Genomic DNA, 23,720 nt, shown 5'->3' with positions numbered 1-23,720 from the left:
TTCGTTCCTCGAGATGTGGCGGGACCTGCTCCCCATCGGCCAGGACGCCGACAGCAAGGGGTACCGCCGCTACGCCTGGACCGGCGCGGACGCCGACTGCCGGGCCTGGTTCCAGGGGCAGGCGGAGGCCCGCGGGCTGACGTACGAGGTCGACCGGAACGGCAACCAGTGGGCCTGGCTCGGTGATCCGAACGCCGGGGACGCCGTCGTCACCGGGTCGCACCTGGACTCCGTACCGGACGGCGGCGCCTTCGACGGCCCGCTCGGCGTGGTGTCCTCCTTCGCCGCGCTGGACGAACTCCGCGGGAGGGGAGTGGAGTTCACCCGCCCGCTGGCGATCACCAACTTCGGTGACGAGGAGGGCGCGCGCTTCGGGCTGGCCTGTGTCGGCTCGCGGCTCGCGGCCGGGCAGCTGACCGTGGAGAAGGCCCATCAGCTGACGGACGCCGACGGGATCAGCCTCCCGCAGGCCATGGAGCGGGCCGGGTACGACCCGGAGGCGATCGGCGCCGACGACGAGCGTCTTGCCCGTATCGGCGCGTTCGTCGAGCTGCACGTGGAACAGGGCCGCGCACTGGACCTGTCCGGCGACCCGGTGGGCGTCGCGTCCGCGATCTGGCCGCACGGCCGCTGGCGCTTCGACTTCCGGGGCGAGGCCAACCACGCCGGTACGACGCGCCTCGAAGACCGCCGCGACCCGATGCTGACGTACGCACAGACGGTGCTCGCCGCGCGCGAGTACGCCGCGCGGCACGGCGCGCTGGCCACCTTCGGCAAGGTCGGCGTCGAGCCCAACGGCGTCAACGCCATCCCGTCCCTGGTCCGCGGCTGGCTGGACTCGCGCGCCGCCGACCAGGAGACGCTGGACGCGGTGGTCGGCGGGATCGAGCGGGCCGCCGCCGAACGGGGCCGGACCGACGGGGTGGACGTGAGCGTCACCCGGGAATCCTTCACGCCGGTCGTGGAGTTCGCGCACGACCTGCGGGACCGGCTCGCCAAGACACTCGGCGGCGTACCCGTGCTGCCGACCGGGGCGGGACATGACGCGGGTATTTTGTCCGCGACTGTCCCGACCGCCATGCTGTTCGTACGCAACCCCACCGGCGTCTCGCACTCGCCCGCCGAGCACGCGGCGGAGGACGACTGCGTCGCGGGGGTCCGCGCACTCGCCGACGTACTGGAGGGTTTGGCGTGCAACTGACGCCGACGACGTACTGGCTGGAGCACGCCTGGCTCGACACGCACGTCGAGCCGGGGGTGGTCGTCGAGACCGGGGACGGGCGGATCACCGCCGTCCGCACCGGCGCCGAGACCCCGCCGCCCGGGGCCGAAATACTGCGCGGGCTGACGCTCCCGGGCCTGGCCAACGCGCACTCGCACGCCTTCCACCGCGCGCTGCGCGGCACCGTGCAGGTGGGCAGCGGGACGTTCTGGACCTGGCGCGAGGTCATGTACGCGACCGCCGCGCAGCTCACGCCGGACAGCTATCACGAGCTGGCCCGCGCCGTGTACGCGGAGATGGCGCTCGCCGGGATCACCTGTGTCGGGGAGTTCCACTACCTGCACCACGCGCCCGCCGGCGGCCGTTACGAGGACCCGAACGCGATGGGCGAGGCGCTGATCGCCGCGGCCGGTGAGGCGGGCATCCGCATCACGCTGCTGGACACCGCGTACCTGTCGTCGGGCTTCGGTGAGCCGCCCAACCGGCAGCAGCTGCGGTTCAGCGACGGCGACGCGCACGGCTGGGCCGAGCGTGCCGGGCTGCTCAAGGAGGGCCGCGCGCACGCCCGTATCGGCGCCGCCGTGCACTCCGTACGGGCCGTGCCCGCGGATCAGCTCCGTACGGTCGCGCAGTGGGCACAGGACCGCGAGGCCCCGCTGCACGTCCATCTCTCCGAGCAGACCGCCGAGAACGACGCCTGTCTGGCCGCGCACGGCTGCACGCCGACCCGGCTGCTCGCCGACCACGGCGTGCTCGGGCCGCGTACGACGGCCGTGCACGCCACGCACCTGACGGACGAGGACATCCAGCTGCTCGGCGGCTCGGGCACCGGCGTCTGCATGTGCCCCACCACCGAGCGGGACCTCGCCGACGGCATCGGCCCGGCCACCACCGTCCAGGAGGCGGGCTCCCCGCTCTCGCTGGGCAGCGACAGCCACGCCGTCATCGACCTGTTCGAAGAGGCGCGCGGGATGGAGCTGAACGAACGGCTGCGCACCCGTACGCGGGGCCACTGGACGGCCGCCGCGCTGCTGCGCGCCGCGTCCGCCGACGGCCACCGGGCGCTCGGCTGGGACGACGCGGGCGCGCTGCGCACCGGCGCGCTCGCCGACTTCACCACGATCGCCCTGGACAGCGTCCGTACGGCGGGGCCGCTGCCCCGGCTGGGCGCGGAGACCGCCGTCTTCGCGGCCAGTAACGCGGATGTGCGGCACACCGTCGTCGGCGGCCGCCAGGTCGTCCGGGACGGCGCGCACACCCTCGTCCCCGACGTCCCCGCCGCGCTGGCCGCCGCGATCGACGACCTGCGCGCCTGATCACGTGGGCCCCGTGTCCCCGCCCTGGGGACGCGGGGCCCACGTGCGTAACAGGAGCACCCACCTCCGAGAGGAACCGGAACCCAGCATGTCCACCGCCATCACGCACATCGGCAGCCTGGTCACCAACGATCCGGAGCTCGGCGCCGGCCCGATCGGCCTGATCGAGGACGCCGCCGTCGTCATCGAGGGCGAGCGCGTCGCCTGGGTGGGGCCCAGCGGCCGCGCACCGGCCGCCGACACCGTCCACGACGCGGGCGGCCGGGCCGCCATCCCCGGCTTCGTCGACTCCCACTCCCACCTGGTCTTCGGCGGCGACCGCACGCAGGAGTTCAACGCCCGGATGTCCGGGCGGGCCTACTCGGCCGGCGGCATCCGTACGACGGTGGCCGCGACCCGGGCCGCCACCGACGAGGAGCTCTCCGCCAACGTCGCGCAGTACATGGCGGAGGCGCTGCGCCAGGGCACCACGACCTTCGAGACCAAGTCCGGCTACGGCCTCACCGTCGAGGACGAGGCCCGCGCGCTGCGCATCGCCGCCTCGCACACCGACGAGGTCACCTACCTCGGCGCGCACATCGTCTCCCCGGACTACGCCGAGGACCCGGCCGGATACGTGGACCTCGTCACCGGCCCGATGCTGGACGCCTGCGCCCCGCACGCCCGCTGGATCGACGTCTTCTGCGAGAAGGGCGCCTTCGACGGCGACCAGGCCCGCGCGATCCTCACCGCGGGCAAGGAGCGCGGCCTGCTGCCCCGCATCCACGCCAACCAGCTCTCCTACGGGCCCGGCGTGCAGCTGGGCGTCGAGCTGGACGCGGCCTCCGCCGACCACTGCACGCACCTGACGGACGCGGACGTGGACGCGCTGGCCCAGGGCAACACCGTGGCGACCCTGCTCCCTGGCGCGGAGTTCTCCACCCGCGCCGAGTGGCCCGATGCCCGCCGGCTGCTGGACGCGGGCGCCACGGTCGCGCTCTCCACGGACTGCAACCCGGGCTCGTCCTTCACGTCCTCGATGCCCTTCTGCATCGCGCTCGCCGTCCGTGACATGAGGATGACCCCCGACGAGGCGATCTGGTCCGCGACGGCGGGCGGCGCGCAGGCCCTGCGCCGCACCGACGTGGGCCGCCTCACCCCCGGCTCCCGCGCCGACCTGGCCCTCCTGGACGCCCCGTCCCACGTCCACCTCGCGTACCGCCCGGGCGTGCCCCTGGTCACAGAGGTGTGGCGAGCGGGCGTACGCGCGGCCTGAGGGGCTCAGGAGCAGCGGGCGGCGGAAAACCCCCACGGTGCCGCTGAACGTCCCGCAGAACGTCGTACAAAAGCGAAAGGGGGCCCGCCCCGAGGTACTCGGGGCCGGCCCTCCTCCGCGCGGTCAGCCGTGCGGGACGCCGTGACCGCGGCAACTCACTCCTCGATCATCAGGCCCTTGCGGAGCCGGACCAAGGTGCGGGACAGCAGGCGGGAGACGTGCATCTGGGAGATGCCCAGCTCCTCGCCGATCTCCGACTGCGTCATGTTCGCGACGAAGCGGAGCGAGAGGATCTTGCGGTCGCGCGGCGGGAGATCCGCGATCAGCGGCTTCAGGGACTCGACGTACTCGATGCCCTCGAGCCCGTGGTCCTCGTAACCGATGCGGTCCGCCAGCGCACCTTCGGTGTCGTCCTCCTCCGGCTGGGCGTCCAGCGAGCTCGCGGTGTACGCGTTGCTCGCGGCCATCCCCTCGACGACCTCGTCCTTGGTGATGGACAGGCGCGCGGCCAGCTCGCTCACGGTGGGTGCGCGGTCGAGCTTCTGCGCCAGTTCGTCACCGGCCTTGGCCAGGTCCAGGCGCAGCTCCTGAAGGCGCCGCGGGACCCGCACCGACCAGCTGGTGTCGCGGAAGAAACGCTTGATCTCGCCGACGATGGTCGGCATGGCGAAGGTGGGGAACTCTACGCCGCGGTCCAGTTCGAAGCGGTCGATCGCCTTGATCAGCCCTATGGTGCCGACCTGGACGATGTCCTCCATCGGTTCGCTGCGGGAGCGGAACCGCGAGGCCGCGAACTTCACCAGGGCGAGATTGAGCTCTACCAGGGTGTTGCGGACGTATGCGTACTCGTGCGTGCCCTCTTCCAGGGTCTCCAGGCGCCCGAAGAGCGTCTTGGAGAGCGCCCGCGCGTCCACCGGTCCGACCTCGTCGTACGGCGGGATCTCGGGCAGTCCGTCGATCTCCGGCATCCCGGGGAATCCGGTTGCATCGATCGGCAGGTGCTGGGCAGGGATGTGTTCGGACAGGGATGTCGACGACGCGTTGTCCGTGGTTTCGTCGGTGCGCACTTCGTCGAGCCGGGGTGACATGGTGTCCTCCATGGTTCTCGGCATATGGCTGCCGATGCCTTGTACGTGAAGCTGCGGTCTGCGGCGCCTCCCAAGCGCGGCTGTTTCGAATGTGTCCCTACTACGCCTACCCGGGTTCACCTGAAGATGGCAAGTGCGTGTTGTCCGTATTTGTGTTAGTACGCGTACTGTTCGGGTACCAGCCCGCGTATCTAAGGCGTAGGCTTCGACGTGCGCAGTCGTAAGCAAATCCAGACGCCGAGACAGCAAGAGGGGTGCGCGCGCATGGACCGTGGGACGGTCGGCAGTGCAAGCCGGGGACGGCTCCACGTCGGGGTCCGCCATCACGGCGCCAGTGCGGTCGTCACCGCGGCGGGTGAGTTGGATCACCACACCGCGGAATTGTTGCGCGAGTCACTCGACAGTTGTGCGGACGATGGCTATGTGCGACTGGTCGTGGACTGTTCGCAACTGGAGTTCATGGATTCCACGGGGCTGAACGTTCTGCTGGGGGCCCGGCTGAGGGTGGAGGCCGAAGGCGGCGGGGTGCACTTGGCGGCGATGCAGCCGATGGTGGCCCGGGTCTTCGAGATCACCGGTGCCGAAGCGGTCTTCACGGTGCACGACACGGTCGACGCGGCGCTGGCCGCCGGCTGAGCCGGATGTACCGGGGGCGGCCAGTGACGGACGGTCTGCGGAAGGCCCGTTTTCGATCACGTTGGCTCCATCACAACTTCCGTCCCCAAGAAGTGGGTGTTCTCACGGTCCGGCCGGGCAGGAGACATCTGAATCTTCTTGAACCCGTCAGGTATCCGTCATCCGTGAAAAGGCGAATCGGTGAGGTGAAGCGCTGATGAGCACCACCCGGCCGTATCCGCCGGGCGATCTGGGCCCGGACGCGGGGAGCGCCGGTGCCGCTGCCGCCCCGGCCACCGTCCCGGCCGGTCAGGTCCGCAGGCTGCGTCTCGCAGGCGCCCGTGGCGCTGTCGCCCGTGGTCGTGACTTCGCCCGGCAGGCGCTGCACGACTGGGGCTGGCTGCCGGCCGCGGGCGCCGATCAGCGCGCCGCCGCCGAGGACGTCCTGCTCGTCGTCTCCGAGCTGGTCACCAACGCCTGTCTGCACGCCGAGGGCCCCGAGGAGCTGCGGCTGCGCTGCAACGCCAAGGTGCTGCGCCTGGAGGTCACCGACCTGGGCACCGGCTCGCCGGCCCCGCGCAACCCGCACCGCGCCGGCCGCCCCGGCGGCCACGGCATGTTCATCGTGCAGCGGCTCTGCCTGGACTGGGGGGTCGTCCGCAACCCCGATGGCACGGGCAAGACCGTGTGGGCGGAGCTGGCCGCTCCGTCGTAGGGAATGTGTGCTGCCCCAGATCCCGGCAGCCGCCTTCCCGTTCCGCTCGGCCGCCCCGTGGGGCGGCTTTCGTTGTGTGCTCTCTCTTCCCTCTCCACGGCCCCCGGCGTACCTTGACGCCCGATCTGATGTGCCGTCAGTAACTTCCGGCGGTGCGCTCACCGGGAGAAGGGGAGATCGAGGTGGCCCGCTTCAACGCCCAGCGCAGCCGGCGCCGCACGGGCCCGGCAGGACCGGCGGCCGTGCTGCTCACGGCGGCGGCGTCGGTGCTCTTCGCGGCCCCCGCCGCGCACGCCGAAGTCGTCGACGTCGACTACCAGTGCAAGACCCCGATCGGTAACAAGGGCGCCGTCTCGCCCATCGACATCAAGTCCACCAAGTCCGGCGACGGCTACAAGCTCGTGATGTCCTTCCAGAAGGGCGTCTCCTCCAGCCCCGTCGAGCTGGGCAAGGGCGCGATGAAGCCGACCGCGCTGATCAAGCTCGGCGGCGCGGAGACCGGTGACGTGCCGGTGAGCGGCCCGTCCAACGACAAGGCGATCCCCGCCAACACCCCCATCAAGATCAGCGATCTGAGCGGGACGTACACCCCGAAGAAGAGCGGCAAGGTCACCTTCACGGCCTCCACGCTCACCATCAAGGCGCTGGGCACGACCACGACGTGCACGCCCGGCAACGACCCCAAGCCCTCGCTCAGCCTCGACGTGAAGGGCGCCGGCGGCGCGCCCCCGCCCGGCGGTGAACTGCCGCAGACCGGCCCCGCCGACGACGCCATCGCGCTGGGCACGCTCGGCGGCACGGTACTGCTCGCCGGGGCCGCCGGGACGCTCTGGCTGACGCGCCGTCGGCAGCAGCGGGCCTGAGCGCCGGTGGGCTGCCGTATCCGTGCCGTGGCCGCGGGCGCGGCCGCGCTGACCGCCGCGACGCTGCCGTGCGCGCCACCGTCCGCGGCCGCGCCGAGCGGCTGGCGCGCGGCGCCCGCGGGAGCCCACGCGCGCCCGTACTTCTACCTGGAGGGCGCCCCCGGCAGCGTCCTCACCGACCGGCTCGCGCTCACCAACCGCGGGCGGCAGGCCCGTACGTTCACGGTGTCCGGGAGCTCCGGGTCCGGCGCGGGGGCCTGGATCGCCACGGCTGCCAGGACCGTGCGGGTGCCGGCCCGTACCCGCGCGGAGGTGCCGTTCACGGTCACCGTGCCGGCGGGTGCGGCACCGGGCGACCACCCGGCCGCGCTCCGGGTGCGCGACCAGCGCGGGGCCGAGCGCGCCGTACGCGTCCACCTGCGGGTCAGCGGCCCCATGCTGGCCGCCCTCACCGTGGAGAACGTGTCCGTCGCGGACCGCGGCGGCGCGGCCGTCATCCGGTACGACCTGGTCAACCGCGGCAATACGACGCTGGACCCGCGGGTCGTGGTGCGCGCCGACGGGCTGCTCGGCGGGGAGCTGCACCGCCCCGCGCACGCCGCGTCCGGTGACCTGCCGCCGGGACAGCGGATCACCCGCACCGAGAACTGGGCCGACCCGCCCGCGCTGGACTCCGTGGATGTGGCCGTCACGGCCACCGCCGCGGGCGGCGCGCACGGCACGGCCCGCGCCAGGTACACGGCGGTGCCGTGGGGTGCGGTCGGTTGGGCGGCGGCCGGGGGCGGCGCCGCGGTGGGCGGGTGGTTCCTGCGGCGCCGGCGCCGGGCGGGTGCGGACGACTCACCGGTTCAAGAGGGCGACCCGGTACGGGAGTTGACGACGGGGGTGACGGCGTGAGGGGCGTACGTACGGACCGGGCGGCGGGTGGCCGGTGGCGAAGTGCTCCCTGGGCGGCCGCCGTTGCCGCCCTGCTCCTCGTCCTTCCGCCGGCCGGGACGGCCCGCGCCGCCGACGACGGCCGTCCCGCCGTCGAGCTCTCCCAGCGGCAGGCGGGCAAGGGCGGCTCGATCACGGTCACCGGCGCCGGATGGCGCCCCAAGGCGCTGCTCACCCTGCTGATCTGCGGCCAGAACATGATCGGCGGCACCAACGCCTGCGCCAACGCCGACGGCCGTGCCGTCACCACCGGCAAGGATGGCCGCTTCCGGATCGAGCTGCCGGTCGCCGAGCCGCCCAAGCCGTGCCCGTGCGTCGTGCACGTCGCCACCGTGACCGGCCAAGCTGCGGCGGCGGACGCCCCGTTCACCGTCGCCGGACACCCCGTGGCCCCGCTGCCCGAGCGGACCGGCGGCGGGCGGCTGGCCGTACTGGCGCCCGCCCGGCTGCGCGGCAGTTCGTCGCTGCTGACCTGGTTCGGCGCGCCACCGCAGCGGGAGCTGGTGCTCACGGTCGGCAACCTCGGTGCCGAGCCCGCGAGGAACCCGGTCTTCCAGGTCGGCACCCGGCACGGCGTCCTCGCCCCGCAGTGGGAGGACCAGCAGTGGCGGGGCACGCTGGAAGCCGGGAGGAAAGCCCAGGTCACGCTGCCCGTCGAGCTGGCGGCCGGCGCGTACGGGGACTACACGGTCGCCGTGCGGTACGGCGGCAAGGTACTGGCCGAGCAGCCCTGGCAGGTGGGCCGGCCGTGGGGCGTGACGCTCTTCTGGATCCTGCTGTGCGTCGTGGTGCCGGCCGCGGTCTTCCGCATCGGCATGGCGATCGTCGACAAGGTACGGCCGCGCGACCGCCCCGCCCAGGGCGGGGCGGCGGACGAAGCACCGGCCGGCCTGCCCTGGTTCACCCCGGACACCGCACCGTCCGTCACCACACTCACCGAGCGACCGACGTCGAAAGGTTCCCTGTGATGAGGCAACGGAGGAGAGCGGCCGCGGCCGGGAGCGCGCTGATGCTCGCGGGAGCGGGCCTGGTGGCGGTGTCCGGCACCGCGGCGGCGGCCCCGGTACCCGACCCGGCGACCACCGTGTCGTACCTGACGGAGTGCATCCCGCCGCCGATCTCCGGCCTGGATCCGGTGCAGGGCACCACCAAGGTCGAGATCACCGCGCCCGCCACGGCGAAGGTGGGCGACACGGTCGAGGTGGTGTGGACGACGGTCGCCGCCGCGTCGAAGAACCCGGACGTACTGGACCTGGGCAAGGACACGGTGAAGCCGACCGGCGTGCTCAAGGCGAGCGGCGCGCAGACCGGCGAGGTCCCGATGGAGGGCCCCCGGCAGAACCCGCCCATCCCGAAGAACAGCCCGATGCAGCTGCCCGCCATGAAGGGCAGGCTCACGCTGGAGAAGCCGGGCGAGGTCACGCTGACCCCGGGCGCGTACACGATCAACGTCAACAAGCCCGTCTCGACGGACACCAAGTGCGCGCCCAAGGGCGAGGTGAAGCCCGCGCTCACGATCAAGGTGACGGACGGCAGCGGGTCGGACTCGGGCGGCACGTCGTCGTCGGGCGGCTCTTCGTCAGGCGGTTCGTCCTCGTCCGGTGGCGCCTCGGGCGGTGACTCCGGTGGTACCGGCGGGAGTACGGGTGGCAGTTCCGGCGGCGGCTCCGGCGGCTCCTCCGGAGGCGGCAACGGCGACCCCGACGGCACCGCGTACAAGGGCAAGGAGGTGGACGTCCCGTACGCCTGCAAGACGCCCATCGGCGACAAGAAGGCGACCTCACCGGTGCAGATCAACGGCACCAAGAAGGGCGGCGCCTTCGACCTCACCGTCAAGTTCCGCAAGTCCGTGATGGACAGCCCGGCCGACATCCCCAAGGACTCGGTCAAGCCGTCGATGGAGGTGAAGCTGGGCGGCGCGGACAAGGGGACGGTGCACGTCGAGGGCCCGGCCAACAAGGAGCCGATCAAGTCCGGCGACCCCATCGAGATCCCCGACCTCAAGGGCACGTACAAGCCCGGCGCGAGCGGTAAGGCGACGCTCACGCCCGGCGTCCTGACGGTCAAGGCGATGGGGACGACCACCACCTGTACCCCCGAGAAGGACCCGGGCGTCTCGCTGGAGCTGGACACCAGCGCCCAGCCGGGCGGCGCGAGCGGCGGTACGTCCTCGGGCGGCTCCGCGGGCGGCGGGGACGCCTCCGGCGGTACGGCGGGTACGGGCGGTACGTCCGGTTCCGCGGGTGCCGCGGGCGGGCTCGCCGACACCGGCGCTGCGGACCACGGCGGCCTCCAGGCGCTCGGCCTGATCGCCGGCACGGTGATCCTGCTCGGCGGCGCCGTCTTCACCTTCATGCCGCGCCGCTACCTGCGGCGCTGACCGGCCGGGGCGTCCGGCGGCTCCGCGCCGGGCGTACGGATCTCGGTCCCGTACGCCTACCCGCGGTCCGCCGGCCGCCCCACCCGCGCCATGAGCCAGGCCAGCACCCGGCGCTCGACCCCGGGCCGGGTGAGGGCCGCCATGCCGTGCCCGGTGCCCGGCAGGACCGACACCGTGGCCCGCGGCTCGGCCTTCGCGAGGCCCCGGGAGTGCGCCACCGGGACGAAGTCGTGCGCGAAGTGCATCAGCAGCATCGGCATACCGGGCCCGCCGGGCCGCCGCGGTCCACCGGGCGCCCAGGTCCGCGCGGCCATGTCGTCCCATACGGCGCGGCACTGGGCGGCCGCGGCGGCGGCCGCGATGTCCGCGGGCCCCGGCGCGGCCTTCTTCTCCGCCTTCACCGGGGCGCACCCCGCCAGCTTCTGCGCCTCGCGCCGCAGCCGGCGCTGGGCGGCCGAGGCGCCGGAGCGCGCGCCCGCCCGCCAGGCCAGATAGGGATCGGCCACCGGCGAGAGCGCGATCACCCCGGCCGGCCGCTCGGCCGTGCCGGCGGTGTACTCCGCGGTGTTCGCCGCGATCTGCCCGCCCGCCGACGAGCCGAGCAGCACGACCCGCCGGGGATCGGCCCGGAAGCGGCCGGCCTGCGCGCGGATCCAGCGCAGTGCGGCGAGCGCGTCGGCGCGCTGGGCTTGCCAGTGCGCGTCGGTGTTGAGCCGGTAGTCCACGTCGAAGACGACGAACCCCCGGGCCGCCAGCTTCCGGGCCCACCCGCTCCAGTCGGAATCCTGCGCCCAGTACCCGCCGTGCAGAATCATCACCACGGGCCGGACACCCTGACCGGGTGCCCGGTAGGCCCCGATGGTCTGCCGCTTCGCCGTGCCGTAGGAGTACGTCCCCAGATACGCGTCCCGGACGTCCGCCGCGACGCGCGGCCCCTCGGCCGCGGCGGCCCGCCCCGCATGCGGGGCCACCGTCAGACAGGCGGCGGCCAGCCCCCCGCACAGACCGGCCCACACAGTTCCTCGACGCACACCGGGATGATTACCGCACCGCACCCCGGCCCTCCCGGCCCCTCGCGCACCCCACCCGAACGGCCGCGCACGCGAAGGGCCCCGGCGCCATGGCGCCGGGGCCCTTCGCGTGCGCGTGGCAGCGGGTCCGTCAGTGGATCTCGCCCATGCGGGCGCGGACCTTCTTGCGGAACATGTAGACCGCGAAGCCCGCGAGGGCCGCGAGGATCGCCTCGACGAGGACCGCGCGCGAGCCGCTCATGTCGACGTTGCCGATGGACAGCAGGCTGGTGACCGAGTCACCCGCGGTGTTGGCGAGGAACCAGATGCCCATCATCTGGCTGGCGTACTTCACCGGCGCCATCTTCGTGGTCAGCGACAGGCCGACGGGGGAGAGGCACAGCTCACCGATGGTCTGGATGAAGTAGATGCCCAGCACCCACATCGGGCTGACCTTCGTGCCGTCGGACGCGACGGCCAGCGGCAGCAGGAAGAAGAAGAACGAGACGCCGATGAGGAAGAGACCGGCGGCGAACTTCAGGATCGTGCTGGGCTCCTTGCCCTTCCGGTTCAGCCACAGCCACAGCCAGGCGAAGACCGGGGCCAGCGCCATCACGAAGATCGGGTTCAGCGACTGGAACCAGGTGGTCGGGAAGGCGAGACCCAGCAGCTCGCCGGAGGTCTTGGTGGTGCCGAACGCCTGGACGGTGGAGCCGCCCTGGTCGTAGATCATCCAGAAGGCCGCGGCGGCGATGAAGAACCAGATGTATGCCGAGACCTTGCTCTGGTCGTCGCCCGAGAGCTCCTTGTCCCGCTTGATGCGGAAGAGGACCGCGGCCGGGATGACGATGCCCAGCACGCCCAGCGGGATCATCGCCCAGTTCAGGGTGAAGTGGCCGGTGAAGGTCACCACACCGTAGAAGACCACGGCGATGATGAGCCAGATCAGGCCCTTGCGCAGCCAGGAGTTGCGCTCCTCGACGGTCAGCGGGGTGGGGACCTTGTTGCTCTCCGGGCTCAGGTGCTTGGTGCCCAGCAGGAACTGGGCCAGGCCGATGCCCATGCCGACGGCGGCGAGGGCGAAGCCCAGGTGCCAGCTGTAATTCTCACCGACGGTGCCGATGACGAGCGGGGCGAGGAAGGCACCGAGGTTGATGCCGATGTAGAAGATCGTGAAGCCGCCGTCACGGCGCGGGTCGTTCGGCCCGTCGTAGAGGTGGCCGACCATCGTGGAGATGTTGGCCTTCAGCAGACCGGAACCGAGCGCCACCAGTGCCAGACCGGCGAAGAAGAAGCCCTGGCCCGGGCCGGCCAGCGAGAGGTGGCCGAGCATGATGATCGAGGCGGCGATGGCGACGGTCTTGCGCGGGCCCCAGACGCGGTCGGCGAGCCAGCCACCGGGCATGGCCAGGAGGTAGACCATCGCCATGTAGATGGAGTAGATGGCCGTGGCCGCGGCGGCGTTGAACGCCAGACCGCCTTCACGGATGCCCGATCCGTCCGGACCGCCGGACAGCAGGTAGATCGTCAGCAGGGCCCGCATGCCGTAGAAGCTGAAGCGCTCCCACATCTCGGTCATGAACAGGGTGGCCAGTCCGCGGGGGTGGCCGAAGAAGGTCTTGCCGCCGGCAGGGGTTCCCTGCCCTGGAGAATCCTTCGTCAGGCTGGACGCCATGGTCGATCCTTGGGTGATCGGGACGCGCGGGTGGGGCCGCGCGCCCGGGTCGGCTGACCGGCACCGGCGCAGTGCCGTCCGCCCGCCCACGCCCGGTAGGAGGGTGCGACACCACTGTGGAGAGAGGAATCGACAGGACGGCCGTACACCGGAATCCACGCCCCCGTGTATGTGCGATGGACCCGGTCTAGGAGGTCATTTGCCCGCGGGCCCGGTCGTGCCGGTCCCGCACACAACAGGGACCGTGGCGTCACATGAGCGCCAAGGTCCCGGGTTGTACGACGGACGTTTCAGCCACTGTACGACGCGCGTAGCTGCGGTTGGGCCGAGTGAGACAACGGTCACACCCGGAGCGGGAACCGGGCGGGCGCCCCCACCGCCGCCGCCCGGGACCCCCGGAGGGGCATCGTGGCCGTGACCTGTCGGACTACCATCGGGCCATGACCCGTGTACTGCTCGCCGAGGACGACGCGTCCATCTCGGAGCCGCTGGCTCGCGCACTCCGCCGTGAGGGTTACGAAGTCGAGGTGCGTGAGGACGGCCCCACGGCGCTCGACGCCGGTCTGCAGGGCAACATCGACCTGCTCGTGCTCGACCTGGGCCTGCCCGGCATGGACGGCCTGGAGGTCGCCCGCCGGCTGCGGAACGAAGGCCACTCCTTCCCGATCCTGGTCCTCACGGCCCGCGCCGACGAGGTGGACACCGTGGTCGGCCTGGACGCCGGCGCCGACGACTACGTCACCAAGCCCTTCCGGCTGGCGGAACTGCTCGCGCGGGTCCGGGCCCTGCTCCGCCGCGGCACCACCGCCGAGCCCCAGCAGCCGCCGGCCACCCACGGCGTGCGGATCGACGTGGAGTCCCACCGCGCCTGGATGGGCGAGGAGGAACTGCAGCTGACGGCGAAGGAGTTCGACCTGCTGCGGGTGCTGGTGCGGGACGCCGGCCGGGTGGTGACCCGCGATCAGCTGATGCGCGAGGTCTGGGACACCACCTGGTGGTCCTCGACGAAGACGCTCGACATGCACATCTCCTGGCTGCGGAAGAAGCTGGGCGACGACGCGGCCAATCCGCGGTACATCGCCACCGTGCGCGGGGTGGGCTTCCGCTTCGAGAAGAGCTGAAGCTCCCCCCGGAACCACCACCCGCCCCGGAGGGCACCGTGCGCCGCCGACTGATCAACTCCACCCTCGCCGTGGTGCTCGTCGTGATCGCCGTCTTCGGCGTCTCGCTCGTCATCGTGGAGACCCGCACCATCCAGGCGGGGGCCCAGGAGAGCGTGGGGGCGGAGGCCGTGCGCCTGGTGGGCATGGTCGAGAGCCGGCTGAGCGGCGGCGAGAAGATCACCGCCGAGGTACTGGCCGAGCAGATCACCACTGACCGGTACGCGCTGATCGAGGTCCCGGGCCACGCCCCCGTACAGATCGGCAGCCGCCCCTCCGGCGACGTCATCGCCTCCACCGTCCACGGCGAGCAGGGCGAGACCGTCACCGTGCAGGAGCCCCGCTCCGCCGTCAGCGCCGAGATCGGCCGCACGCTGCTGATCATCCTGGCGGTCGCGGCGCTGGCCATCCTCGCCGCCGTGGGCCTCGCGGTACGGCAGGCCCGCCGGCTGACCGCGCCGCTCACCGACCTTGCCGAGACCGCCGAACGGCTCGGCTCCGGCGACCCCCGGCCGCGCCACCGCCGGTACGGCGTGCACGAGCTGGACCGGGTCGCCGACGTGCTGGACGCCTCCGCCGAGCGGATCGCGCGGATGCTGACCGCCGAGCGCCGGCTCGCCGCCGACGCCTCCCACCAGCTCCGTACGCCGCTGACCGCGCTGTCCATGCGGCTGGAGGAGATCACCCTCACCGACGATCCGGAGACGGTGAAGGAGGAGGCGACGATCGCGCTGGGGCAGGTGGACCGGCTCAGCGACGTCGTCCAGCGGCTGCTGACGAACTCCCGCGACCCGCGTTCCGGCTCCGCCGTCGCCTTCGACCTGGACGAGGTCGTCAAGCAGCAGATCGAGGAGTGGCGCCCGGCGTACCGCAGCGCGGGCCGGGCCATCGTCCGCTCGGGCAAGAAGAACCTGCGGGCGGTCGGCACGCCGGGCGCGGTCGCCCAGGTCCTCGCGACCCTGATCGAGAACTCGCTGATGCACGGTGACGGCACGGTGGCGCTGCGTACCCGGGTCACCGGCAACCAGGCCGTCGTGGAGGTCACCGACGCGGGCCCCGGCGTGCCGCCCGACCTGGGCTCCCGGGTCTTCGAGCGGACGGTGAGCGGCCGGAACTCCACGGGCCTGGGGCTCGCGGTGGCCCGCGACCTGGCGGAGGCCGACGGCGGGCGGCTGGAGCTGCTCCAGCAGGAGCCGCCGGTCTTCGCGCTCTTCCTCAGCCGGGAGTCCGAGCAGTACGGGCCGGCGTCGGCGGAGGGGGCCGGGTCAGGACCCCGATGAGCCGCGCCGGGACGCCTCGGAGCGGGTCCCGTCCGTGAGGAAGGACTCGGCGGTCTCCACGGCCTCGCGGGCCGGCAGCGCCCGGAAGACCCAGGAGCGGTAGGACCAGAAGCGGAAGAGCGTGGCGATGCCGATGCCGAGGAACTTGAAGACGTTGTTCTGCAGCGGGGTGTCCCAGCCGCACCAGTACGTCGCGGCGTAGAGGATGCCGTTCTCGATCACCAGGCCGACCGCGCTGAAGAAGACGAAGAGCGCCAGCTCCTTGGTGCCGCGGCTCTTGTCGCGGTCGCGGTACGTGAAGTAGCGGAAGCCGACGTAGTTGAAGAGGATCGCGACGACCGTCGCGACGATCCCGGCCCGCACCACGGGCAGCTCGGTGACGTGCCGTACGAGGTTGAAGACCACGAGGTTGACCAGCACACCGGCTCCGCCCACCGCGCCGAACTTCACGATCTCGCGGCCCAGCAGCTCCAGCCGCGAACGCAGCGGGCTCGGTCCAGACATATTGGCGGTTCAGCTCCCCGTGAGGCGTCGAGTCCGGCGGGCCGTGGTCGGCGGCCGGCCGCTCACTCATGCTAACGAGCGCGCTTGCGGGCCGCCCGTGCCCAGCTGGTTGTGCCGGTGCGAAGGCGCGTCACTCGGTCATCGGGGCGCGTCACTCGGTCACGGTGACGCGGAAGGCGAGCCGCTCGCCGCCGCTGTCGGCGCGCTCGGTGCCGCACTGGAAGCAGTGCCGCAGCTCCAGTTCGGTCCGGCCTGCGCGGACGGCCTGGAACTCCAGGTAGCGGGTGCCGCCGGAGCCCGCGATCACCGGCTCGTCGGCCTCGTAGTGGCTGCCGGCCGGCTTGAGCACCTGCGGGTCGGGCGGCGGGGGCGAAACGGTCCAGCGGTAGCCGGTGCTCGGGTTGTCGTCCAGCTCTATCGAGAAGCGCTCGCCGGGGGCGACGGATATGACGGTGTCCTGCGGCCCGTACACCTGCGGACCGGCGGTGAGCAGCGAGATCAGGGAGTACACCGTCACCAGCAGGGCCGCCACCGCGACTGCTATGCCGATCTTGCGGGACGGCGTCGATATGCCGTCGGTGGCGTCCATGCGTCCTCCCCCTGGTCCGCGGTCCGGACGAGCCTATCGCCCGATGGCAGCTCGTACAGAGGTGCGGAACGTCCGGATTCAGAGGATCGTCCAAGGGGTGGCCGGGACTAGTCGGTCGGAGCGGATACCCTGAAGGCGTGACGTTTCCGGTAGTCGGCATGGTCGGTGGCGGACAGCTCGCTCGTATGACACACGAGGCAGGCATCCCCCTCGGCATCAGGTTCAAGCTCCTCAGTGACACCCCGCAGGACTCCGCGGCGCAGGTCGTCGGCGATGTCGTCATCGGCGACTACCGCGATCTGGCCACTCTGCGGGACTTCGCGCGCGGCTGTGACGTGATCACTTTCGATCACGAGCACGTCCCCACCGAGCATCTCCGGGCCCTGGAGGCGGACGGCATCCCCGTACGCCCCGGTCCGGACGCGCTGGTGCACGCCCAGGACAAGGGCGTGATGCGCGCGAAACTGACCGAGATCGGTGCCCCGTGCCCGCGTCACCGCATCGTTTCGGACCCGGCCGATGTGGAGCGTTTCGCGGCCGAGGGCGACGGTTTCCCCGTCATCTTGAAGACCGTTCGCGGCGGCTATGACGGCAAGGGCGTCTGGTTCGTACGATCCGCCAAGGACGCCGAGGAGCCGTTCCGCGCCGGGGTGCCCGTCCTCGCCGAGGAGAAGGTCGACTTCACCCGCGAGCTGGCCGCCAACATCGTCCGCTCCCCGCACGGCCAGGCCGTCGCGTACCCGGTCGTGGAGTCCATCCAGGTCGACGGCGTCTGCGACACGGTCATCGCGCCGGCCCCCGGCCTCTCCGATGAGCTCTCCGCGCAGGCCCAGGAGCTGGCCCTGCGCATCGCCAAGGAGCTGGACGTGGTCGGCCACCTCGCGGTCGAGCTGTTCGAGACCGCCGACGGGCGCATCCTCGTCAACGAGCTGGCGATGCGCCCGCACAACTCCGGGCACTGGACCCAGGACGGCGCGATCACCTCGCAGTTCGCCAACCACGTCCGCGCGGTACTGGACCTCCCGCTGGGCGACCCGCGGCCGCGCGCCGAGTGGACCGTGATGGCCAATGTGCTCGGCGGCGACTACCCGGACATGTACAGCGCGTACCTGCACTGCATGGCCCGGGACCCGCAGCTGAAGATCCACATGTACGGCAAGGACGTGAAGCCCGGCCGTAAGGTCGGGCACGTCAACACCTACGGCGACGACCTGGCCGACGTGCGTGAGCGCGCCGCGCACGCCGCCGGCTACCTGCGAGGAACGATCACCGAATGAGCTCCAGCTCCCAGGCACCTGTCATCGGCATCGTCATGGGCTCCGACTCCGACTGGCCCGTCATGGAGGCCGCGGCGCAGGCCCTCGACGAGTTCGAGATCCCCTACGAGGTCGACGTCGTCTCCGCGCACCGGATGCCGCGCGAGATGGTCGCGTACGGCGAGGAGGCCGCGGGCCGCGGCCTGAAGGCGATCATCGCGGGTGCCGGGGGAGCGGCCCACCTGCCGGGCATGCTGGCCTCGGTCACCCCGCTGCCGGTCATCGGCGTGCCGGTCCCGCTGAAGTACCTCGACGGCATGGACTCGCTGCTGTCCATCGTGCAGATGCCGGCCGGCGTGCCGGTCGCCACGGTCTCGGTCGGCGGCGCCCGCAACGCCGGTCTGCTCGCCGCCCGGATGCTCGCCGCGCACGACGGCGAGCTGCAGGAGCGGATGCGTGAGTTCCAGCAGGAGCTGAACGAGCAGGCCACCGAGAAGGGCAAGCGGCTGCGGAACAAGGTCGGAGGGAACGAGGGCTTCGGCTTCGGGAGCGGCAAGTGAGCGAGGCTGCCCGCGAGGGCGGGGCGGCGGGCCCCGCCGGCACCGAGACCGCCCGCGACCTGCTCGCCCGCTGGCCCGTCGTCGACGGCCACAACGACCTGCCCTGGGCGCTGCGCGAGCAGGTCACCTATGACCTGGACCAGCGCGACATCGCCACCGACCAGTCCGCGCACCTGCACACCGACATCCCCCGGCTGCGGGCCGGCGGCGTCGGCGCGCAGTTCTGGTCGGTGTACGTCCGCTCCGACTACGACGGCGACCGGGCGGTCAGCGCCACCCTGGAGCAGGTCGACTGCGTGGCGCAGCTGATCGACCGGTACCCGGGCGACCTGCGGCGCGCGCTCACCGCCGACGACATGGAGGCGGCCCGCGCCGAGGGAAAGATCGCGTCCCTGATGGGCGCCGAGGGCGGGCACTCGATCCACTGCTCGCTGGCCACCCTGCGCGCCCTGTACGCGCTCGGCGTGCGGTACATGACGCTGACGCACAACGACACCATCGCCTGGGCGGACTCGGCGACCGACGAGCCGCGCCACGGCGGCCTCACCGCCTTCGGCGAGGAGGTCGTGCGCGAGATGAACCGGCTCGGCATGCTCGTCGACCTCAGCCACGTCTCCGCCGACACGATGCGGGACGCGCTGCGGGTCACCGAGGCGCCGGTGGTCTTCTCGCACTCCTCGGCGCGCGCCGTCTGCGACCACCCGCGCAACATCCCCGACGACGTACTGGCACAGCTGCCCGCCAACGGCGGCGTCGCGATGGCCACCTTCGTACCGAAGTTCGTGCTGCCCGAGGCCGGGGAGTGGACCAAGCGCGCCGACGAGAACATGCGCGCGCACGGCCTGCACCACCTCGACACCACCGAGGCCGGCATGAAGGTGCAGCGCGCCTTCGAGGCAGCGCACCCGCGCCCGGTGGCCACCGCCGCCACTGTCGCCGACCACCTCGACCACATGCGCGAGGTCGCCGGCGTCGATCACATCGGTATCGGCGGCGACTACGACGGCACGGCCTTCACCCCGGACGGTCTGCGCGACGTCGCGGGCTACCCGAACCTGATCGCCGAACTGCTGGACCGCAAGTGGTCCGAGGCCGACCTCGCCAAGCTCACCTGGCAGAACGCGGTGCGCACGCTGCGGGCGGCGGAGGACGTGGCCCGCGACGTCCAGAAGCGCCGCGGCCCGTCGAACGCGACGATCGGTCAGCTGGACGGCTGAGAGCGGCAGTACGGGTCATCCACCGCGTGGCGCGCGGCGGGTGACCCGTACGGATCATCCACCGCGAAGAAGTGGATCTCCCGTGTCACCGTGGCCCTACTGCCACCGATCCAGGAGTTCCGACCATGGCCGACCTCGCCCCCGATCTGGAAGCCGCAGACCTCACCGGTGCCGCCGGGGTTCTCGGCGCCGCCGAGGACGCCCACTCCCCGTACGGATCAATCGGGCGTCCCGCCGACCCGCCGCTGCGCCGCGACCCGCTCTCCCGCGCGCAGGCGCTGCTCGCCGCGCACCCCGTCTTCGACGGCCACAACGCCCTGCCCTGGGCGCTGCGGCTGCACCACGGCGACGACCTGACGCCGGGTCACTACTACGACCTCGACTACGGCGAACCCGCCGTCAGCACCGACATCCCCCGGCTGCGGCAGGGCCGTGTCGGCGCGCAGTTCTGGTCCGTGCAGGTGCCCACCGCGCTCAGCGGTGACCACGCCATCAGCGCCACCCTCGAACAGATCGACTTCGTGTACCAGCTGGTGCGCGCCTACCCCGAAGCGCTGCGCCTGGCGATGTCCGCCGACGACGTCACCGAGTGCCGCAATCGCGGCCGCATCGCCTGTCTGCTCGGCTCGGCCGGCGGCCAGATCATCGACAGCTCGCTCGGCGCGCTGCGCGCCCTGCACACGCTGGGCGTGCGCTCGATGCTGCTCACGCCGGACCGCAACACCCCGTGGGCGGACGCGGCGGCCGACACCCCGTGCGCGGGCGGCCTCACCGCCTTCGGCGAGGAGGTGGTCCGGGAGATGAACCGCCTCGGGATGCTCATCGACCTCTCGTACGCCTCGACCGACACGATGCGCCACACGCTGGCGATCACCAAGGCGCCGGTCTTCCTGAACCGCTGCGCGGCCCGGAACCTGACGAACCACCGGCACAACGTGCCCGACGACGTGCTCGCGCAGCTGTCCCGCAACGGCGGGATCTGCATGGTCACCTTCGCCCCGCAGCGGGTCACCGGGCCGGTGGGCGCGGCGACCGTGGAGGACGTCGCCGACCACCTCGACCACGTACGGAACGTGGCGGGCGCGGCGCACGTCGGCCTCGGCGCCGGCTTCGACACCGACCCGGCCGAGGGCCGGCCGCAAGGGCTGGAGGACGTCTCCGGCTATCCGCGGCTGATCGCCGAACTGATCACCCGCGGCTGGTCCTTCTCCGATCTGGCCGGGCTGACCTGGGGCAACGCCCTGCGTGCGATGCGCGGTGCGGAGTTCGCCGCGCGCGAGGCCCGACACCGCCGCGGGCCGTCGACGGCGACCATCGACCGGCTGGACCGGGCGGACCGGCGGGACCGGATGACCAAGCTGCACTGGGCATGGACCTGAGAGCGGTGACACGGACGAGGGGCGGGCGGGGTGTTCCCGCCCGCCCCTCACCGGAGCTGTTTCTCAGTGCAGCACAGGCAGATCAGTGCAGGCACAGACAGAACGGGTGCCCCTCCGGGTCGAGGTAGACCCGGAAGTCGCGCTTGCCCTCGTCGTGCTGGACCAGCTTCGCGCCGAGCTCCAGTGCCTCGCGCTCGGCCTCGTCGATCCGGTCCCGCGGCACCCGGAAGTCCAGGTGCAGCTGCTGGGAGCGCTCACCGCTGGGCCAGTCCGGCGGCACCAGGTCGGGCGCCGTCTGGAACGCGAGCATCCGCCCCTGCGGCCCGGCCACCTCGATCCAGTCGCCCTCCAGCTCGCCCACCTGCCAGCCGAGCAGACCGGCGTAGAACTCGGCGAGGGCCTGCGGGTCGCGGGCGTCGAGCACGACGACGCCGAACTGAGCGATGGCCATGGTGTTACCTCCTGCGACGGTGTAGCGGTAACTGCGTTACTGCATCATGGCGCGCAGCCGGTAACGTGGCAAGGGTGGCCGACCGTAGCGCGCCGCCTTCCCTGGCCCTGGCCCAGGATCTGGCGAACACCCTGGACATCGAGAGCGGGCAGGACGCGCTGGCCGCGCCCGGCGGCCTGGCCGCCTTCCTGCGCGACCACGGGTTGCCGTCGGCTCCCACCGGGAAACGTGCGCTCTCCGCCGTCCAGCGGCTGCGCGAGGCGCTGCGAGCGGCCTGTCTGGCGCACACGGGGACCGACCTGACCGAGGAGACCGAGCGCGAACTGGGCGCGCTGCTCGCCGAGGCGCCACTCGTCCTCACGATCGACGCACAGGGCGGGGCCGAGCTGCGCCCGGCGCCCGGGCTGACGGGCCTCCCCGCGCTCACCGCCCGGATCGCCGCCGGCATCGCCACCGCCGCCGCGGACGGCACCTGGCCCCGCCTGAAGGCATGCGAGGCCCACGACTGCCAGTGGGTGTTCTACGACCGCAGCCCGGCGGCACGCAGCCGCTGGTGCACGATGGCGGTGTGCGGCAGCCGCGCGAAGATGCGTACGTACCGGGCCCGGAAGGCCGAGGGCTGAGGCTGAGCAGGCCCGCGCCCTGAAGGGGCGCGGGCCTGTGACACTGTGCGGCTTCGCCGCGTGGGCGCGACCAGCCACGATGAGGCCGCGGACGACCGACGGCAGCTCGCGGCACTTCCAGCGGAGCGCTTACGCGCGCGGGCGCCCCAGTGCGCGGTACGTCCAGCCGGCCTTGCGCCACAGCTCCGGGTCCAGCGCGTTGCGGCCGTCCAGGATGCGGCGGTGCGCCGTGACCTCGCCCAGCGTCGCCGGGTCCAGCTCGCGGAACTCCCGCCACTCGGTCAGGTGCAGTACGACGTCGGCGCCGCGCACGGCGTCCAGCGCGGTCGGCGCGTACCCCAGCGTCGGGAAGACCCGGCGGGCGTTCTCCATGCCCTTGGGGTCGTACACGGTGACCTGGCCGCCCTGGAGGTGGATCTGGCCCGCGACGTTCAGCGCGGGGGAGTCCCGCACGTCGTCGGAGTCCGGCTTGAAGGTCGCGCCGAGGACGGCGACCCGCTTGCCGAGGAAGCCGCCGCCGACCGCCTCGCGCGCCAGCTCCACCATGTGGCCGCGGCGGCGCATGTTGATCGAGTCGATCTCGCGGAGGAAGGTCAGCGCCTGGTCGGCGCCCAGCTCGCCGGCGCGCGCCATGAAGGCGCGCAGGTCCTTCGGCAGGCAGCCGCCGCCGAAGCCGACCCCGGCGCGCAGGAACTTCTTGCCGATCCGCTCGTCGTGGCCGATCGCCTCGGCCAGCTTCACCACGTCGCCGTCGGCCGCCTCGCAGATCTCGGCCATCGCGTTGATGAAGGAGATCTTGGTCGCCAGGAAGGAGTTGGCGGCCGTCTTGACCAGCTCGGCGGTCGGGTAGTCCATCACGACCCACGGCGAGCCCTCGGCCAGCGGCTTGGCGTACACCTCGCGCAGCAGCGACTCGGCGCGCTCGCTGGCGACGCCCACCACGAGCCGGTCGGGGTGCAGGGTGTCCTCGACGGCGAAGCCCTCGCGCAGGAACTCCGGGTTCCAGGCCAGCTCCGCCTCCTCGCCGGCCGGCGCCAGCTCGGCCAGCCGCTTGGCGAGCCGGGCCGCGCTGCCCACCGGCACGGTGGACTTGCCGACGACCAGCGTGGGCCGGGTCAGGTGCGGCGCCAGCGACTCGAAGGCGCTGTCGACGTAGGACATGTCACAGGCGTACTCGCCGTGCTTCTGCGGGGTGTTCACGCACACGAAGTGCACATCGCCGAAGGCGCCGGCCTCTTCCCAGGACGTGGTGAACCGCAGCCGCCCGCTGGAGCCCGGAAGCCCGGCGACGTGCTTGCGCAGCAGCTCCTCCAGCCCCGGCTCGTACAGCGGCACCTCGCCCCGGCTGAGCATCTCGATCTTCTCGGGGACGATGTCGAGCCCCAGCACCTCGAAGCCGAGCTCGGCCATGGCGGCGGCGTGCGTGGCGCCGAGGTAGCCGGTGCCGATCACGGTGATCTTGAGGGGCATGGACGCTCCAGGTGCGAACGAAGTCTGTTGCGGGGCCGAGCATAGCTGGGACAAGGGGTGTGCCGATCCGGTCGTTGTCGGCAACCTCACGTACCCCGCAAGGTGCTCCGGCTCTAGAATTCGGGGAAACGCGACTGGTTACTTAACGGTAGTTAG

23 protein-coding genes are annotated in these 23,720 nt (G+C 72.3%); 16 read left to right on the top strand and 7 right to left on the bottom strand.

From position 1 onward, the window contains the following. Positions 1-13: 13 nt before the first annotated feature. From ACIGXO_RS18100 to hutI, 3 genes are all read left to right on the top strand, one after another. Positions 14-1,201 (top strand): allantoate amidohydrolase, encoded by a 1,188-nt coding sequence (locus ACIGXO_RS18100; RefSeq protein WP_399788465.1) that lies wholly within the window; start codon positions 14-16, stop codon positions 1,199-1,201. Then, a complete protein-coding gene (locus ACIGXO_RS18095; RefSeq protein ID WP_399788462.1) occupies positions 1,198-2,538 on the top strand; it encodes a formimidoylglutamate deiminase in 1,341 nt (446 codons plus the stop codon). Before ACIGXO_RS18100 ends, ACIGXO_RS18095 begins: the two co-directional genes overlap by 4 nt. An 88-nt stretch (positions 2,539-2,626) precedes the next feature. After that, positions 2,627-3,793, top strand: a complete 1,167-nt coding sequence (gene hutI / locus ACIGXO_RS18090; protein ID WP_399787268.1) for an imidazolonepropionase — start codon at positions 2,627-2,629, stop codon at positions 3,791-3,793. 155 nt (positions 3,794-3,948) lie between these two features. On the opposite strand, the gene ACIGXO_RS18085 is transcribed toward hutI, so the two are convergent. After that, the gene (locus ACIGXO_RS18085) at positions 3,949-4,881 is read right to left on the bottom strand and encodes an RNA polymerase sigma factor SigF (RefSeq protein ID WP_399788459.1); all 933 of its coding nucleotides are present in this window, start codon (positions 4,879-4,881) and stop codon (positions 3,949-3,951) included. A gap of 264 nt (positions 4,882-5,145) precedes the next feature. Between ACIGXO_RS18085 and ACIGXO_RS18080 the strand changes: the two genes are divergently transcribed. The 6 genes from ACIGXO_RS18080 (at position 5,146) to ACIGXO_RS18055 (ending at position 10,390) form a co-directional block, all read left to right on the top strand. Further along, the gene (locus ACIGXO_RS18080) at positions 5,146-5,517 is read left to right on the top strand and encodes an STAS domain-containing protein (RefSeq protein ID WP_399787265.1); all 372 of its coding nucleotides are present in this window, start codon (positions 5,146-5,148) and stop codon (positions 5,515-5,517) included. 196 nt (positions 5,518-5,713) lie between these two features. Further along, on the top strand, positions 5,714-6,211 hold the full coding sequence (locus tag ACIGXO_RS18075; protein ID WP_399787262.1) for an ATP-binding protein: 498 nt from the start codon (positions 5,714-5,716) through the stop codon (positions 6,209-6,211). 182 nt (positions 6,212-6,393) lie between these two features. Then, entirely contained in the window at positions 6,394-7,074 is a 681-nt protein-coding gene (locus ACIGXO_RS18070) for an LPXTG cell wall anchor domain-containing protein (protein WP_399788456.1), read from the top strand. Positions 7,075-7,080: 6 nt separating this feature from the next. Beyond that, positions 7,081-7,971, top strand: coding sequence for a FixG Ig-like domain-containing protein (locus ACIGXO_RS18065; protein WP_399787259.1), 891 nt, complete (start codon positions 7,081-7,083; stop codon positions 7,969-7,971). Beyond that, positions 7,968-8,978 carry a hypothetical protein gene (locus ACIGXO_RS18060; RefSeq protein WP_399787256.1) on the top strand — a complete coding sequence of 337 codons (1,011 nt, stop codon included), beginning with the start codon at positions 7,968-7,970 and terminating at the stop codon, positions 8,976-8,978. The genes ACIGXO_RS18065 and ACIGXO_RS18060 overlap by 4 nt, the downstream gene beginning before the upstream one ends. Then, positions 8,978-10,390, top strand: a complete 1,413-nt coding sequence (locus tag ACIGXO_RS18055; protein ID WP_399787253.1) for a hypothetical protein — start codon at positions 8,978-8,980, stop codon at positions 10,388-10,390. The genes ACIGXO_RS18060 and ACIGXO_RS18055 overlap by 1 nt, the downstream gene beginning before the upstream one ends. Before the next feature lie 56 nt (positions 10,391-10,446). Here the strand turns inward: ACIGXO_RS18055 and ACIGXO_RS18050 are convergent, their stop codons facing one another. Both ACIGXO_RS18050 and ACIGXO_RS18045 read right to left on the bottom strand, forming a co-directional pair. Next, a complete protein-coding gene (locus ACIGXO_RS18050) occupies positions 10,447-11,421 on the bottom strand; it encodes an alpha/beta hydrolase (RefSeq protein WP_399787250.1) in 975 nt (324 codons plus the stop codon). Between the two features lie 130 nt (positions 11,422-11,551). Then, positions 11,552-13,075 carry a peptide MFS transporter gene (locus ACIGXO_RS18045; RefSeq protein WP_399787246.1) on the bottom strand — a complete coding sequence of 508 codons (1,524 nt, stop codon included), beginning with the start codon at positions 13,073-13,075 and terminating at the stop codon, positions 11,552-11,554. A gap of 440 nt (positions 13,076-13,515) precedes the next feature. Between ACIGXO_RS18045 and ACIGXO_RS18040 the strand changes: the two genes are divergently transcribed. Both ACIGXO_RS18040 and ACIGXO_RS18035 read left to right on the top strand, forming a co-directional pair. After that, on the top strand, positions 13,516-14,196 hold the full coding sequence (locus ACIGXO_RS18040; RefSeq protein WP_030265943.1) for a response regulator transcription factor: 681 nt from the start codon (positions 13,516-13,518) through the stop codon (positions 14,194-14,196). A gap of 38 nt (positions 14,197-14,234) precedes the next feature. Beyond that, entirely contained in the window at positions 14,235-15,515 is a 1,281-nt protein-coding gene (locus ACIGXO_RS18035) for an ATP-binding protein (protein WP_399787243.1), read from the top strand. Here ACIGXO_RS18035 and ACIGXO_RS18030 read toward each other — a convergent pair. Together ACIGXO_RS18030 and ACIGXO_RS18025 are read right to left on the bottom strand one after the other, a co-directional pair. After that, on the bottom strand, positions 15,501-16,019 hold the full coding sequence (locus tag ACIGXO_RS18030; RefSeq protein WP_399787239.1) for a GtrA family protein: 519 nt from the start codon (positions 16,017-16,019) through the stop codon (positions 15,501-15,503). The two genes, ACIGXO_RS18035 and ACIGXO_RS18030, sit on opposite strands and share 15 nt — an antisense overlap. Positions 16,020-16,170: 151 nt before the next feature. Further along, entirely contained in the window at positions 16,171-16,608 is a 438-nt protein-coding gene (locus ACIGXO_RS18025; protein ID WP_399787237.1) for a protease inhibitor I42 family protein, read from the bottom strand. A gap of 137 nt (positions 16,609-16,745) precedes the next feature. On the opposite strand from ACIGXO_RS18025, the gene ACIGXO_RS18020 reads away from it, so the two are divergent. The 4 genes from ACIGXO_RS18020 (at position 16,746) to ACIGXO_RS18005 (ending at position 21,020) form a co-directional block, all read left to right on the top strand. Next, positions 16,746-17,885, top strand: a complete 1,140-nt coding sequence (locus ACIGXO_RS18020; protein ID WP_399787234.1) for a 5-(carboxyamino)imidazole ribonucleotide synthase — start codon at positions 16,746-16,748, stop codon at positions 17,883-17,885. Beyond that, positions 17,882-18,424, top strand: coding sequence for a 5-(carboxyamino)imidazole ribonucleotide mutase (gene purE, locus ACIGXO_RS18015; protein WP_399787230.1), 543 nt, complete (start codon positions 17,882-17,884; stop codon positions 18,422-18,424). Before ACIGXO_RS18020 ends, purE begins: the two co-directional genes overlap by 4 nt. Next, positions 18,421-19,641, top strand: a complete 1,221-nt coding sequence (locus ACIGXO_RS18010) for a dipeptidase (RefSeq protein WP_399787227.1) — start codon at positions 18,421-18,423, stop codon at positions 19,639-19,641. Before purE ends, ACIGXO_RS18010 begins: the two co-directional genes overlap by 4 nt. A 125-nt stretch (positions 19,642-19,766) precedes the next feature. Next, a complete protein-coding gene (locus ACIGXO_RS18005) occupies positions 19,767-21,020 on the top strand; it encodes a dipeptidase (RefSeq protein ID WP_399787223.1) in 1,254 nt (417 codons plus the stop codon). A gap of 82 nt (positions 21,021-21,102) precedes the next feature. On the opposite strand, the gene ACIGXO_RS18000 is transcribed toward ACIGXO_RS18005, so the two are convergent. After that, positions 21,103-21,471 carry a VOC family protein gene (locus ACIGXO_RS18000; RefSeq protein WP_399787220.1) on the bottom strand — a complete coding sequence of 123 codons (369 nt, stop codon included), beginning with the start codon at positions 21,469-21,471 and terminating at the stop codon, positions 21,103-21,105. Positions 21,472-21,545: 74 nt separating this feature from the next. On the opposite strand from ACIGXO_RS18000, the gene ACIGXO_RS17995 reads away from it, so the two are divergent. Further along, positions 21,546-22,094 carry a CGNR zinc finger domain-containing protein gene (locus tag ACIGXO_RS17995; protein WP_399787217.1) on the top strand — a complete coding sequence of 183 codons (549 nt, stop codon included), beginning with the start codon at positions 21,546-21,548 and terminating at the stop codon, positions 22,092-22,094. Between the two features lie 129 nt (positions 22,095-22,223). Here the strand turns inward: ACIGXO_RS17995 and ACIGXO_RS17990 are convergent, their stop codons facing one another. Then, positions 22,224-23,564 carry a UDP-glucose dehydrogenase family protein gene (locus ACIGXO_RS17990; protein ID WP_399787214.1) on the bottom strand — a complete coding sequence of 447 codons (1,341 nt, stop codon included), beginning with the start codon at positions 23,562-23,564 and terminating at the stop codon, positions 22,224-22,226. Positions 23,565-23,720 lie beyond the last annotated feature (156 nt).

Source organism: Streptomyces sp. NPDC053542 (assembly GCF_044544685.1).
Lineage (GTDB): Bacteria > Actinomycetota > Actinomycetes > Streptomycetales > Streptomycetaceae > Streptomyces.
Note: the sequence above shows the minus strand (reverse complement) of the source record. Positions and strands in the feature narration are given on the sequence as shown.

Bases quoted from the DNA above. Each gene is read 5' to 3' on its own strand.
- ACIGXO_RS18000 (WP_399787220.1), bottom strand. From the start codon at position 21,471: ATGGCCATCGCTCAGTTCGGCGTCGTCGTGCTCGACGCCCGCGACCCG.
- ACIGXO_RS18045 (WP_399787246.1), bottom strand. From the start codon at position 13,075: ATGGCGTCCAGCCTGACGAAGGATTCTCCAGGGCAGGGAACCCCTGCC.
- ACIGXO_RS18040 (WP_030265943.1), top strand. From the start codon at position 13,516: ATGACCCGTGTACTGCTCGCCGAGGACGACGCGTCCATCTCGGAGCCG.
- hutI (WP_399787268.1), top strand. From the start codon at position 2,627: ATGTCCACCGCCATCACGCACATCGGCAGCCTGGTCACCAACGATCCG.
- ACIGXO_RS18005 (WP_399787223.1), top strand. From the start codon at position 19,767: ATGGCCGACCTCGCCCCCGATCTGGAAGCCGCAGACCTCACCGGTGCC.
- ACIGXO_RS18080 (WP_399787265.1), top strand. From the start codon at position 5,146: ATGGACCGTGGGACGGTCGGCAGTGCAAGCCGGGGACGGCTCCACGTC.
- purE (WP_399787230.1), top strand. From the start codon at position 17,882: ATGAGCTCCAGCTCCCAGGCACCTGTCATCGGCATCGTCATGGGCTCC.
- ACIGXO_RS18025 (WP_399787237.1), bottom strand. From the start codon at position 16,608: ATGGACGCCACCGACGGCATATCGACGCCGTCCCGCAAGATCGGCATA.
- ACIGXO_RS18100 (WP_399788465.1), top strand. From the start codon at position 14: ATGTGGCGGGACCTGCTCCCCATCGGCCAGGACGCCGACAGCAAGGGG.
- ACIGXO_RS18030 (WP_399787239.1), bottom strand. From the start codon at position 16,019: ATGTCTGGACCGAGCCCGCTGCGTTCGCGGCTGGAGCTGCTGGGCCGC.
- ACIGXO_RS18055 (WP_399787253.1), top strand. From the start codon at position 8,978: ATGAGGCAACGGAGGAGAGCGGCCGCGGCCGGGAGCGCGCTGATGCTC.
- ACIGXO_RS18075 (WP_399787262.1), top strand. From the start codon at position 5,714: ATGAGCACCACCCGGCCGTATCCGCCGGGCGATCTGGGCCCGGACGCG.
- ACIGXO_RS18085 (WP_399788459.1), bottom strand. From the start codon at position 4,881: ATGTCACCCCGGCTCGACGAAGTGCGCACCGACGAAACCACGGACAAC.
- ACIGXO_RS17990 (WP_399787214.1), bottom strand. From the start codon at position 23,564: ATGCCCCTCAAGATCACCGTGATCGGCACCGGCTACCTCGGCGCCACG.